The 12,437-nt window shown below is 64.0% G+C and carries 11 protein-coding genes; 4 read left to right on the forward strand and 7 right to left on the reverse strand.

The genetic code is table 11. The annotated features are described in order from the left end of the window. Nucleotides 1-72: 72 nt before the first annotated feature. The 4 genes from ACZYZ7_RS14330 to ACZYZ7_RS14345 form a co-directional block, all read right to left on the reverse strand. Nucleotides 73-1,824, reverse strand: coding sequence for a Shedu anti-phage system protein SduA domain-containing protein (locus tag ACZYZ7_RS14330; RefSeq protein ID WP_463741195.1), 1,752 nt, complete (start codon nucleotides 1,822-1,824; stop codon nucleotides 73-75). A 273-nt stretch (nucleotides 1,825-2,097) separates the two neighbouring features. Further along, nucleotides 2,098-2,979 (reverse strand): hypothetical protein, encoded by an 882-nt coding sequence (locus ACZYZ7_RS14335; RefSeq protein ID WP_463741196.1) that lies wholly within the window; start codon nucleotides 2,977-2,979, stop codon nucleotides 2,098-2,100. A gap of 218 nt (nucleotides 2,980-3,197) precedes the next feature. Continuing rightward, complete coding sequence (locus tag ACZYZ7_RS14340; RefSeq protein ID WP_463741197.1) at nucleotides 3,198-4,127, reverse strand: glycoside hydrolase family 19 protein; 930 nt, start codon at nucleotides 4,125-4,127, stop codon at nucleotides 3,198-3,200. A gap of 282 nt (nucleotides 4,128-4,409) precedes the next feature. Then, entirely contained in the window at nucleotides 4,410-4,739 is a 330-nt protein-coding gene (locus ACZYZ7_RS14345; RefSeq protein ID WP_463741198.1) for a WXG100 family type VII secretion target, read from the reverse strand. 729 nt (nucleotides 4,740-5,468) lie between these two features. Here ACZYZ7_RS14345 and ACZYZ7_RS14350 point away from each other — a divergent pair. Then, complete coding sequence (locus ACZYZ7_RS14350; protein WP_463741199.1) at nucleotides 5,469-5,948, forward strand: hypothetical protein; 480 nt, start codon at nucleotides 5,469-5,471, stop codon at nucleotides 5,946-5,948. Between the two features lie 198 nt (nucleotides 5,949-6,146). Here ACZYZ7_RS14350 and ACZYZ7_RS14355 read toward each other — a convergent pair whose 3' ends face one another. Beyond that, nucleotides 6,147-7,505 carry an NAD(P)/FAD-dependent oxidoreductase gene (locus ACZYZ7_RS14355; protein WP_463741200.1) on the reverse strand — a complete coding sequence of 453 codons (1,359 nt, stop codon included), beginning with the start codon at nucleotides 7,503-7,505 and terminating at the stop codon, nucleotides 6,147-6,149. A 121-nt stretch (nucleotides 7,506-7,626) separates the two neighbouring features. Here ACZYZ7_RS14355 and ACZYZ7_RS14360 point away from each other — a divergent pair, with 121 nt between their 5' ends. Then, the gene (locus ACZYZ7_RS14360) at nucleotides 7,627-8,391 is read left to right on the forward strand and encodes an SDR family oxidoreductase (protein WP_463741201.1); all 765 of its coding nucleotides are present in this window, start codon (nucleotides 7,627-7,629) and stop codon (nucleotides 8,389-8,391) included. A 127-nt stretch (nucleotides 8,392-8,518) separates the two neighbouring features. Continuing rightward, nucleotides 8,519-9,538 (forward strand): coiled-coil domain-containing protein, encoded by a 1,020-nt coding sequence (locus ACZYZ7_RS14365; protein ID WP_463741415.1) that lies wholly within the window; start codon nucleotides 8,519-8,521, stop codon nucleotides 9,536-9,538. A gap of 6 nt (nucleotides 9,539-9,544) precedes the next feature. Here ACZYZ7_RS14365 and ACZYZ7_RS14370 read toward each other — a convergent pair whose 3' ends face one another. Continuing rightward, nucleotides 9,545-10,468: a serine hydrolase gene (locus ACZYZ7_RS14370; protein WP_463741202.1), complete on the reverse strand. Its 924-nt coding sequence runs from the start codon at nucleotides 10,466-10,468 to the stop codon at nucleotides 9,545-9,547. A gap of 168 nt (nucleotides 10,469-10,636) precedes the next feature. On the opposite strand from ACZYZ7_RS14370, the gene ACZYZ7_RS14375 reads away from it, so the two are divergent. After that, nucleotides 10,637-11,530 carry an NHL repeat-containing protein gene (locus tag ACZYZ7_RS14375; protein ID WP_463741203.1) on the forward strand — a complete coding sequence of 298 codons (894 nt, stop codon included), beginning with the start codon at nucleotides 10,637-10,639 and terminating at the stop codon, nucleotides 11,528-11,530. A 59-nt stretch (nucleotides 11,531-11,589) separates the two neighbouring features. Here the strand turns inward: ACZYZ7_RS14375 and ACZYZ7_RS14380 are convergent, their stop codons facing one another. Then, nucleotides 11,590-12,351, reverse strand: a complete 762-nt coding sequence (locus ACZYZ7_RS14380; protein WP_135459639.1) for a DUF1906 domain-containing protein — start codon at nucleotides 12,349-12,351, stop codon at nucleotides 11,590-11,592. Nucleotides 12,352-12,437: the final 86 nt, after the last annotated feature.

Here is a 12,437-nt window from a genome sequence, read left to right on the forward strand (position 1 = left end):
CCTTGCCGACACCTCTGACGTGAAGGGGCGTGCGGATCCAAACACGCGCGTTTTGGGGGCGTGGGTCTCGATTCAGTTCGAATGTTGGTCGGTTGGTGGGGAAACTGTTGAAAGCGCCCGTTCGGCGCTCTCGATGAGGGAGTCGTAGGTAACCACGGTTATCCGCGAGAGATGACTGTTGTAGGTGCGGATGGCTTCAAGTATTTCGCGCCGATCGCAGTCAGCGGACACGAACGACGTGTGGCCGATCACCACGGTGATCGAGGCACGTCGACAGTCCAACTCGAGCTCATTGAGGATGTGGTCACGATTCTCATCCAAGACACGCAGATAGTTCATTGCCTGCCCTACCGCTCGATTTACCGGCCCGCCAACAACAAGGCGCTTTCGCTTGCCAACGACCAACTTCGCGATCTTGGCCCGCTTCAGCTCCACACCGTGCAGTGCTCCGTCAGAGCGGATGAGCGCCATGTCGAGTTGGTCTGTGGCGGTGAGGGTTCTGCGGGCCGTCTCGCGCATGAACTCGCCCCCAAAGACCCACGGCATGTTTTGCAATTGCTCCTGAATTCTCTGTTCTCGGTGGCCGGGGGTTTCTATGATGGAACGCAGCGTGTCCAGATCTGATCGACGCTGTGCATGTGCGATGAGGGCCGACACAATCCGGGCATCGTCGAGTATGCCAAGTTGTGCAATCGATTCCGGGTCGTGTTTCACGAGAGCGCGGAGTTTGCGGAGCATCGCGGCCTCGGTGTGATCACATGCGATTGGTGGACTCTCAGGTATGCTAGCTCCGGCTCGATCGGTGACTGTCACAGTGTGACGCAGCGTAAGTCGAACGCGCCGTGTGGACTTGGATGATGCGCGGGCGCTTAGTGCCCGCCCGCGGTCGAGTGGGCGCAGTCGTATGACAGGGATCATGGTGTCCCGGCTGCTTGTGCCAGGGTAGCGGCCGGGTGTTCTTCGCTTCGTCGGACCGGCGCTTTCCCAGTGGTGGATGGGATCTTGTTGCGCGACTGTGAATTCTCCAAGATAGCGACTCCGGTTGCCTTCCAGATCGAACACCCGAAGCGCCATGCCGCGGATTGCGTGACCGAGCATGGCGAGATTGTGATGAGTCAGGCTCTGACCGGACTCGTCGTTGCCTGAAACCAGGAGGTGCTCGCCGTGCCAACGCAGACCGTCGAGTTTCGACCCCGCCTCGGAATGGTTGAAGACCAATATGTTCGGTGTTTGACCGCTTACTGCGACGCGCTGTCGATTGCCGCCGAAAACATCGTGCACCTGTCTCCTGTGTTCGGCCACGTCTCCGGGAACGAGGTCCCAAGCTGTGGGCCATTCGTTTGAGGAGGGCGTGGATTTGGCCAACTCCCTCAGTTGATCCCATTGCTCGGAACTCAATTCGAGCTCGACCGCCCTGATGCTCCGAGGGCCCAAGTGAGCTAGGTGAGAGAGCTTCTTCGATTGGGAGACGACCGTGTTGAGGCCGGCGGCTCGCAAACTGCTGGCGGACAGTGGGGAGGTCAGATTGAAAGTGTGGTGCTGGATTAGGGCGCATTGGTGGCCGTGCTGAGGGGGTTCATCGCCACGATCCAGCGCGCGGCGTCGACTGCTCGATGGGGTCTCTATCGGAACTTGATCGACGACGGCGCCTTGAGTGACAATTCCGCTTCCGAAAGCTGACCGCCAAAACAGCACCTGGTCTCCGACGCTCGCCTCCAACGGCAGGTAGGTCGGATACAGAAACTGAGGCGGCAGGGCTGAACCGTGGGGTCGGCCGAGTTCGTACAAGCTGGTTGTATCGACCGGCAGTAGCCAATGGGACATAAAGTCCGTCGTCCTTGCTTCGTGAATCGCCTTGATCAGTAGAGTCTTTCGCACGAGGGCGCCAAGTTCAGGATGCGCCCCACATGACCGGTGCCGTTCGACAAGATGCGATCCAGTTCGCTACGCGACATCCGGCTGTGCCTTGAGTCAGCTCGGCCAAACCGTGCAAGCCGTTGGCGGGGCGGAGTCCGGGACGGTGCTATTCCCCCGCTGACGCAAAGTGCGACGGTGTTGTCCGGCAGCTGTGTACACGCAGATTGGGTGTTGGTAGTTCTATTGGGCGTCGGGCACGGTCGGGGCCGCCAGATCGGTGACGTCGTCGGCGATGTGCGTGCTGTCGGTAGCGGTCTGGAGCGTCAGTGTGCCGCGCGGTGGATTGAACTGTGTCGCAGTGACAACCGCGACGATGTCGTGTCCGAGCTGGCGGGAAACCAGTACATCGGCCGGTTCGGCGTGGATCCACTTTTCCTGCTCGAGTTTCCACGAGGTCATCGTCTCTGTGCTGGCGTCTGTGGTGCAGGGTCGGGTTGTCATGCTTATGTGCAGGAGTTGGTCGGTGTCCCACCAAACTCTCTGTGTTGTGGCCTTGTCGAAGAGGGTGTAAGGCATGGTCGGTGACGACACCGCGCCGGTGTCGGTGTTGACGATGTTGACGCCGTCTTTGGGGCAGGCGGCGTGAATCATCCCCAAATACGCGAAGTTTCGTCCGTCACTGCTGGGGGCGGTGAGTTGGATTGGGCTGGTTATTTCCGGGGAAGGGGCCAGGGTATGAAACGTGCGGTCGCGGTCCATTCGGATAAGTTCTTCTCCGCCGCCGGGTAGGCCGGGCCGGGCGAAGACGGCCACCCCGTGCGCCAAGCTGAGTAGCCGGGTGTTGTCGGCGTTGCCGCCGGGAAGATCGATCGGGGTGCTGAACGGCTCGGCCGATGGTTGGGACAAGTCCAGCGACATCAGCTGGTTGGGTTGTTGCCACCAGCTGATCGTGTCGCCGTGGTCGGCGAATACCTGTTGAGTGTCAGCGGGGATCGTTCGGGAGGAACCGGGATCTAGGCCTGTGGCCACGATGTGTCCGTCACTGGTGGCGGCTGCGGCGAACCGTGCGCTGTCGGTGAACACCGGGTGCGTGGGTTCACCTGGCGTTGTGGCTGTGGCCACGACCGTCGCGCCGTCAACGATGCTCAGTTGGGAAGGGCTGGTGAATGCGAACACCGTCGATGCCGCGTCCTGCGGCGGTTGCGGGTGGGAGAGGGCCGGTCCGCGTGGCGTTGCAGGCGGTTGACCGCAACCGGCCATCGCAGCAACAAGTCCAACCACCACGGCGGCACGCCGCAATGGCGAGGCCAGGAAGGACGAGCACCGGCGGTAGGGCGACATCACGGGCGGCTCAACACGGTGACAGCGGTATTGAAGTACTGCAACCGCTTGTCATAGCCGGTCGCGCCTCCGTTGATCGTTTGTGTCACAGCGGCGAAGTTGCCTGTCTCTGCGGCCTGGTTGAGGGGAACAACCGAGCCGTCGGGCAGCGTGGCGCTGTGGTTGTTCCAGAACCATGTCGCGATCCGGAATTCGTTCTCGGGAGCCGCCGCCAGCTCGGGATGATTGACCAGGTCGACGCCGAGCGCGTCGCCTGCCGCAGCATAATTGCTGCGCCCGGTGAGTTGGATTGGTCCCCGGCCGCGAAACCGATCACCATCGCCGGGCTGTGTGTTCCCCAGCGTCGCAGAAGAGTTTTCGTATGGCACCGGGGTGTCCGGATCGTGGGGCACGCCCGGGACGAAGGTGACGCCCGCATATTCGGGACCGTACATCTCGGTCGCGGACTGGGTGCTGCGCAGTTCCGTGTCGAAGTGGAGCTCTGCTGATTCGACGGCGAAGGTCGCCAGGAACGCCGCGCGTGCTTCTGGTGATGTCATTCCTGCTGCACGCATCGCGTCGCTGAGCGGGCCGGCGTAGTGCTCGGCTTGGGCGTCCGACAGCGTCGGGTATATCTGCTTGAGCTGTTCAGCAGTGAGAAGTGCGGGCGCCGGCGGTGCGGTCGGCGGTTGCGTGCCCGGTAGAGGCCTGCCGTCTTCGTCGAGTTGTTCATCGCCCACCGCAGCGCGCATCGCGGAGGCGAGTTGTTCATCGACCCGATCGGCATCGGCCATGATCTCGGCAACTGTCAACCCGTTGCCCGTCTTCGCCTGTTGGGCAAGCGTCTTCTTCACGTCAGGATTGCTTTCCCAGCCGGGCTGAATCGTCAGGGTGCCGTCGTCGGCGACATCGATATGACGCTGTTGTAGGTAGTTCACCACCGACTTCATCCGATTTCGGACATTTTCGACATCGTGTTCGGCACGCGCGACGGCCTTGGCCACCCGTGCCGACTCGTGTCCGTCGGCGTCGATATCTGCTCGACGACGGCCCATCGCGTCGTGAAATGCTTCGCCGGCTTCGCCGCTCCAATCAGCGACCGTGTTTTGGGTCCGCTGCAGATTGGCACCGAAATTGGCAAACGCGTTCTCCCGGTCTTTGGCGATCCGGAATACGTCGTAGATCGCCGCCGGATCCCAATTCAAGATCGTCGAAACGGTCAGCGGAGCCACTCACAAACCCATCTGGTCCGGCGAGATGGAACAAGCCGCACGGGTGACGGCCTCGCCGGAATCATCGTCTGTCACAACATACTTGAGGGCAGCATTGGACATGTTCTCACCCAATGAACGGGTCTGTTCCAAGTGTGCGACATGACGGGCCTGCCACCGTTCCGTCAGCTCCGACAGCGCGGACGCCGACGAACCCACCCAACGGGACCCAGCCTCAGCTAAGCCGTTGTCATGGGCACTGAGTGCCTGATGGGCATCGTGCGTGTGGTCGATCGTGTCTTTTCCCGATGCGGCCAGCGCATGTGGGTCGACGCGCAGTGACTCTGACATGGTTGCTCCTCCCCCGAGCTAGCTAGCATCGTAAGCCCTCCACGCCAAACACTTTGTCGGCAATTACTTGACACTGCGGCGCCCGGGTGTTTAGAAGCCAGAACGTCTCTACTGCAGGACTTCCTTTGCGGCCAGCACGGTCTCGACACCGCAAAACCGGACAACGCGACTGACCCGAGATATCGGGGCAGTTCTACCCGCCGACGGCCTCAACATCGATCGACATTGCTTATTAGGTCGCACGTTTGAGAGCGTTCAGTGCCACTTGCTTGGCGGTATCGGTACAGCTCCCGCCGATGGGACCGTTCAGTCGCACTGTGACTAGGGGGGGTGGACGAGACCAGATCGGGGGCGCCAGCTCCGATGTTGGCCGGCTCGATGCTGAGGTCGGTCTTGGCGATAACGAGACAGCCCGGGGCCAGGTAGGAAGCGAAGCTGAACAGCTCCACGCCCCCGCAAACCCTTGCCGCCAACGGCCATCCAGACTTCAGCTATGCCCAGACGGCTGTCCCCTGGATTGAAACCGGCGGGAACTCACCGATTGCACCCCTTGGCCGTGAGGGGTGCACGATCACCTTCCCTGCGACCAAAACCGGCCTGACGTTGCAGGTTATGCCCGGCGAACCGCGCTGGAACGACTCTCAGTTCAGACCGGACCCAGCACATCCTGGCGTCTCGGCTCAAACACCCCGCGCGTGCACATTTCGCATCAATCTTCCGCTGACCAGGATGCCGGGCGCACCCACATCGATGCGCGATCCGTATCTCGAAGTGACACGGGAGACGGTGCCTGACGACACGACGGCCACCGAGGACACCTCAATTTGTCCCGTAGGCGAAGCGATCGCCGACGGTATCGTCGCGCAAGTCGAGCAGACGGGTGTCCCGGTGCATTCCGCTCAATCCTCGCCAGTCGCACGGTTTCTCACCGGTGATCCCTGCGCCGCTGCGGCGGACCTGCCCGCGGCGGGTTTTGTCTGGAAAGAGCCCAACCCGACCGCGCAATGGCCGACAACGTGGCGGCACCCCGGGGTCTGCAACCTCCAGCTAGACCAGACCTTTGGTGGGCCGGCAACTGCTGTCGTCAAATACGGCCTCGTCAACTGGTCCGAGGACATTCTCAAGATGCCCTGGGGGGAAGAGCCGCAACGAGACGAGCAAGACGTGAGCAACCGACTGAAGGTCCCCAAAGAAATGACATCAACCTGAGAAGAATCGCAGACGATACGATGTGGGTAAATTGCATGATCGCAGGTTGAGCGGGTCGACATGCGACACGGAGGGTGAGAATCCACACGAGCATCACCGGGACCGGTGTCAACAGCTGAGATTCTCCGAGACCCACCGCGACGGCAACGACGCGAACGGGGTGTTGCGATGTGGCGTGCCAAGCATGGGTTTTCGTCCTCAAGCACGCGCTGACGAGGGCAAAGCCTTGCGGAGGTGGTAGGCGGCGATGCGGGCGAGTACACGGGGTTCGAGGAGACGCTGAGGTGGATCGACCATGTTCACGATCCGGACGAGTCGCTCGGTGATCACGATGTCGTTGGCGGCTTCCAACGTCTTGCGGAGTATCCACTGGACGGCACGCCGGCGGACCTTGTCCTTCACGCCGCGGTCGGAGCTGTGCCCGGGAGGCTGGTTGCCGGCCCATACGGGGGCGATCATCTGCGTCAGTGACTGGTAGAACCGTTGCGGATCAACGCTTCTGCGCTCACGGAGATGGGTGCGCAGCAATTGGGCGTGTCGCGCCGCCATGGTGATCCCTTGCCCGTGGATGGGGTCCAGGCAGCAGAGAGCGTCGCCAATGACGAGCAGGCCGTCGGGGTGCTGGGCACAGCGGTCATAGCGGTGCCAAGTGCCACCGGGGTAGCGGTAGACCTCGACATCTGACAGCGGCACGGCCTGGCGCAATGCCGGATGGATGTGCGATGGCACGAACTTCTCGGCGAGGGCGAGCATGTCGGCCAACGTTGTGGGTGGTGCCGGGTGCTCGTCTGCGTGCGCTGCGATAGTCAACGTCCAGGTGCCGTGTTCGCCGGCGGCCAGGCCGCCGTGCCCGGCGCTGCCGGGCGGGACGACCAGGACAAGGCGTTCAGGGAAGGCGTCCTGATCGGGGATGGCGATCTGTTGGCTGTAGTACACGCCGCGCACAGTGAACGACCGCTGCGGTGGCCGGTCGTAGCCGAGCGTCTCCAACAGCAGGGGTGTGCGGGTCGCCCGCCCGGTGGCGTCGATGACCAAGTCGGCGTCGAGCGTCTGCGTCGCGCCTGTCCGCCGGTCGCTGATGGTGACACCGGTGATGCGATCCGGTTCACCCGCGACGAGTTCGCCGATATCGTGACCATCTTTGATGACGACGTTGGGAAGGGCGGCGACCCTACGGCGCAGGGCACATTCCAATAGAGGTCGTGTCACCAGGTAGGTGGCGAGGGCGGCTGGATCTGCCACTGGGTCGGTGCGGTTGAAGGCGTACGGGCCGTTCTGGATGTGCATGCGCGCACCCAGGCGGGCGTCGGCGAGAACGTGGCCGCCGGCGGTGATCACGTCATCGATCAGTCCCGGGACCAGCGTCTCGATCGTGTGCCAGCCCCGGGACAGCAGGCTGTGGAGGTGAGGTCCCTGCGGTATGCCGCGGCGCTGAGAAGGGTTGTCCGGCAGGCGGTCTCGTTCGACGACTGTCACGTCGTGACCGGTGTCGGCGAGCGCAGCCGCAGCCAGCAGGCCGGCGATACCCGCGCCGAGAACAACAGAGTGGTCAGCCATGTCGCGCACGCCTCCCCTGCGTGTCGAACTGAGTGATGAGGTTGACGCTAACACGAAATTAAGAAAAATAAGATTAAAATAAGCAAAGTCTAAGGCTCGGGGTAGGTACGAGGAGGGCTCGGTGAACCGACGAGGTGCGGGATTGGACGCGGGCGATCAGGTTGCGAACCGGGTCGCGCTGATCACGGGGGCCTCCCGCGGAATCGGCGCCGAGGTGGCCCGAATACTCGGTGCGGCAGGCCTGCATGTCCTGGTCAACTACCGCGAGAAAGCCGCACGGGCGAACACTGTGGTCGACGCCATTCGGATGGCCGGGGGACACGCGTCGGCGGCCGGTGCCGACGTCTCCGACGAAGCCGCAGTCAAGGGGCTGCTGGCTGATGTCGGTGAGCGATTCGGCACGCTCGATGTGTTGGTACTCAACGCCTCCGGTGGTCTGGAGCGCGGTGCTGACCCGGGATACGCCATGCGCCTCAACCGCGATGCGCAACTGCGTCTGGCCACGCTGGCCCTTCCGTTGATGCCGGCGGGGGCGCGGATTGTCTTCGTCACCAGTCATCAGGCGCACTTCTACCCGGCCAAACCGGTGCCCGAAGGCTACGAACCCATCGCGCAAAGCAAACGTGCCGGCGAGGACGCGCTGCTCGCAGCGAAACCTGCTCTGGCCGAACGCGGGATTGCGCTCAAGGTCGTGTCCGGCGACATGATCGACGGGACCATCATCGTCCGGTTGCTGCAACGGCGCGACCCCGCCGCCGTCGACGCCCGCCGCAACCAGGCGGTACTTCCGACCGTCGATGAGTTCGCCGCCGCAATCGCCCGAGCGGCGTTGGATTCCGACCATCACGACATGACCTATGTCGGCGGTGCGGACTACCTGATCTGACCAACTCGGCTCGGGGATGCCTGACGTCGCGCGGGTAGACATCGCCGGTGCCAGTTCGTAGCCTGTCCGGGACATACGTAGCCGGACCACGATCGGTCCCCGCAGCAGAAGGACCGTGACAATCCGAATGACCGGGGTACGCCATTCACTTCGGCGAGCGGCGTACGGTTCGGCAGCCGCGGTACTGGCGTTGGCGATGTCGATGGGCGACGTGAACGCGGACCCCGCGGCCGACGCGATGTCCACGCTCAACGAGTTGTCGCGGCAGGCGGTGCAGACCCGCGAGGCCGTCACAACGGCCCAACGCGACGCCGATGCCAGGCTGGCGGCCCAGACTGCGGCCGAAGATCGCCACCGCGCAGACATGCAGGCCCTCGAGGTCGCCAATGCCCAGCTACAGCCCCATCAGGCGGCTGCCAACCGGGTGGCGGCCATGACGTACATGAGCGGTGGCACCGGTCAAATGGCGGCGGTGCTCACCGCAGGCTCCCCCCAACAGCTGATCGGCCACCTGTCACTACGGCGGGTGGTGGCCACCGAGGCGACCGAACAGATGAAGGCCTTTCAAGCAGGACGTGAGCGCGCCGCCGCCGCTGTCCGGGCCTCTGAGGCGTCGGCCGCCGAGGCCCGCGCCGCAGCCGAGCGGTCTGCCGCGGTGCGTACAGACCTGCAGGCGAAATGGGGTGAACTGCAGCGTCAGATCGCCGCCGCGGAGGCGCAGTACGCGGCGTTGACTCCAGGTCAGCGGGCGGTGATCGACAACGCGGCCGCGGCCCCGCCCGTCGATCTCCCGGAGTCGTTACCCGTCGGCGTCGCGTCTGAGGCCGGGTTACAGGCCAACACCATCGTGGCTGCCCGGGCTGTCAGCGCGAGGTTTCCCCAGATCGCCGACATCGATGGGGTGCGGCCGGACTCGAAGCCCTGGCATCCCAGCGGTCTGGCGATCGACATCATGATTCCCAATCCCAGCAGCCCCGAGGGCATCGCGCTCGGAGACGAGATCCTCGCGTTCGCGATGAGTAACGCGGCCCGATTCGGGTTACAGGATGTGATCTGGCGGGGCACCTATTACACGCCATCCGGCCCACAGGCATCGGGTTACGGCCACTACGACCACGTGCACATCACCACGACGCCTCGGCACTAACCGGCGTTAGACGTGCCCGCCGGGGAACATCGTCTTGACGGCCTGAGTGACGGTGTCGCGAGCGTCGGAGGCGTCACCGGGTTCCAGGGAGCTGATCACCATCACGTAGCGGCGTTCGGGTCCGATCGTGCCGGTGGACACGTGTAGCTGGTTGGCGCCGCTCCAGCAGCAGAACCAGCCCTGCTTGACCGCGACCGGCTCGGCGTAGAGCCCGTCCGGGATGCCGAAGCGCTGCGGGTAACCGTCGGTTCCCGTCGGTGTGGATTGCGCGAGGTTGGTCATGATCACGTCGGCCTGTTCGGGGGGCAGCCCGCCGCTGCCGTCCAACAGCATGTCGTAGTAACGGACCAGGTCGCTTGCGGTGCTCTGCGTGACGTCCCAGTGTCCGTTGTACGGCGCGGTGGTGCCCTTCAACCCGTACCGCGCCACGATGCGTGAGATGACGGCGTTTCCTCCGCTGCGGTCCCAGAATGTCTGGGCCGCGCTGTCGTCGGAGGAGCGCAGCATGATGTCGAGCGACTTGCGGTCGGCAGCAGTCAGTTTCGTCTCGCCCTGCGATTCCTGCAGCAGCAGGTCGTCGGCGATGAACAGCTTCACCACCGAGGCGATCGGGAAGGGTTGGTTGGCGCCGTTGGAGATGACCCGGCCGGAGTTGCGGTCCAGCACGACGATCTCGACGTCGGCCCCGGACTTGGACGCGTCGGCGGTGGCTTGACGGGTGCGGGCCTCGAGCCCGTCGAATGGCGTGGTGGGCTGGGCATCGAGCTCGTCCAGTGGCGCCAACGGGGGCTGCGGGGCGATAGCCGGTGCCTGGGGGACGCTGTGAGCTGATGGCATGCCCCAGACCTGTGCCGCACAACCATTGACGAGCATCGCCACGCTGGCGATTGCCATGCTCGTCATAGCCGGCTTCGACAGCCGCCTCCGCATAAGTCCTCCAAATGATTCAGAACCTGGGCAGCTGGAATGGACTCTGCGCCCGCCGGTCGCCCCAGCCTAATCGGCCACCCAGACGATCGGCGACCTGAGTCGAGGCTGGGAAGAGGGAGACGGCGTGGAAAGCACCTCCCCGGGATGAGCCAGCCTAGGATCCGAGCCGTGGGGATGGAAAAGGTGACACTGCGTCCGCGAACAGGATTCGTCTTCGGAGTGGTCGCCACGGTCGTGGGCAGCGTCCTGATGGCATGTTCGCCGGGATCTGCGCCGACCGCCCTGGTGGCGGACGTGCCGTTGCAGTCGGGTGAGCAGACCACGCTTCCGTTCAGTTCCTTTGACTACCGGGAGATGGGCGTCGACGCGAAGAACGTCCTGTACCTGGGTGGTACCGGCGGGTTCGCGACGTTGACCCCGGGGGCGGCCCGGCCGACCCCGATGAAACCCAGCGGCAATCCTCCCGTGTCGACGTTCGGGGTGGCACCGGACAGCCGGTTGTCGTTCGTCACTCTCGGTGGTGTCGTCGAGACGATCGCACCGGGGGCCACCACCTCGGAACCACTGCCTTTCGACAAGCTCACAAAGTACGGCCAGATGGCAGTCGGCAAGGATGGCTCGGTCTACGTGACCGACAACCAGAGCAACAAGCTGTTGAAGCTCGCTCCCGGTGCGACCGCCCCGACGGAGTTGCCCGTCGACATCGGAAATGGCTTGGGGCACTTGGTGATCGATGCCGACGACAATCTGTACTCAGCCAAGGACGGCAAGATTGTGAAGGTCGCGAAGAACGCGAAGGAGGCCGAGCCGATTGCCGGGGTGACGGACAACGTGGCCGGCCTGGCGGTGGACGCAGCGGGCAATCTCTATGCCACCGACCGGCAGGCCGGCACGGTGTCCCGGATGCCGGCTCGCGGAGGTGACTGGGTCCAACTCCCGTTCAAGGGCCTTCAGCGCCCATCGGCCATCACTGTCGACGGCGACGGCAACGTCTATGTCATGAATATGAACGTCCGCGAGACGGATACGAGAGACACCATCGTCAGGCTCGCCGCCAAGTAGTCCCGGTCCGGCCCGATCAGGGTGCACCACTCACATCGGCGGGTGGGCACCTTTCGATCTCACGGGTGGAAGTTCCACTGCCCGCAATCCTGGGCCAGCACGTCGTTGACGTCGACTTCGAGCCCGCCGACCACCGGGCCGGGATTCGACGCTGTGCTCACTACGCGCTGGTAAAGAACTGCGGCAGGGTAGACCTGACCGCCGGACCAGGAGCGGGTCTGCCACGCCCACACGTGACCGGGCGATTGCGACTTGCCGATAACGCCATCGGCTGCGGCCCACTGGCACGGCCTGATACCCGCGTAGATCCCGGTGCGCTGCACCCCGATCACTGAGTTGATTCCGCGGAACCATGGCAGTGCGACGGCGTTCCAGGTGTTGCGGTCGATGTCGTCGTCGACGCTGAAGAAGATCGGTGCGCTCTGTCCACCCCCTGCCGCGGTGTGCAATTGCCAGGCGGTCCGCGCATCGGCGACGCCGCCCGCGTACCCGCGGGTGAAGTCCGACGGCGCGGTCCCGCCGGGCTTGCCGTATTGGTAGTTGCTGACGATCACCAGACCGGCGGCGGTCAGCTCTCGGGCATAGGGCAGGGTGATCGGCTTGGCGCCCATGGAGGAGCCGGGCCGCGATGTCGAGACGTAGTTGATCACTCCGGAGTGACCTGCGGCCCGGATATCGCGGGCCGGAATCTGGCGCATGGCGAAGTCGATCAGTGTGGGTGCGGCCGCCGACGCCGTGGGCATGCCTGCTGATGCCACGCCGAGCCCGGCCAGCGAGGCCGCGGTGGCGTAGCGCAAGGCGTCACGCCGGGAAACCTGCACCGCGTGATGTTAACAAAGTGACTGCTGTGACTCGTGTTGCCTCACACGCCGGTGTCAGTTCGATGCCGCACTGTTATCCAGCTGGT

The sequence above is a fragment of the Mycobacterium sp. IDUB_17 genome (assembly GCF_055419465.1).

Excerpts from the sequence above, each read along its gene's own strand:
- ACZYZ7_RS14330 (WP_463741195.1), bottom strand. The coding sequence starts at position 1,824 with ATGTCCCATTGGCTACTGCCGGTCGATACAACCAGCTTGTACGAACTC.
- ACZYZ7_RS14365 (WP_463741415.1), top strand. The coding sequence starts at position 8,519 with ATGACCGGGGTACGCCATTCACTTCGGCGAGCGGCGTACGGTTCGGCA.
- ACZYZ7_RS14370 (WP_463741202.1), bottom strand. The coding sequence starts at position 10,468 with ATGCGGAGGCGGCTGTCGAAGCCGGCTATGACGAGCATGGCAATCGCC.
- ACZYZ7_RS14340 (WP_463741197.1), bottom strand. The coding sequence starts at position 4,127 with ATGAAGTCGGTGGTGAACTACCTACAACAGCGTCATATCGATGTCGCC.
- ACZYZ7_RS14345 (WP_463741198.1), bottom strand. The coding sequence starts at position 4,739 with ATGTCAGAGTCACTGCGCGTCGACCCACATGCGCTGGCCGCATCGGGA.
- ACZYZ7_RS14355 (WP_463741200.1), bottom strand. The coding sequence starts at position 7,505 with ATGGCTGACCACTCTGTTGTTCTCGGCGCGGGTATCGCCGGCCTGCTG.
- ACZYZ7_RS14350 (WP_463741199.1), top strand. The coding sequence starts at position 5,469 with ATGCCGGGCGCACCCACATCGATGCGCGATCCGTATCTCGAAGTGACA.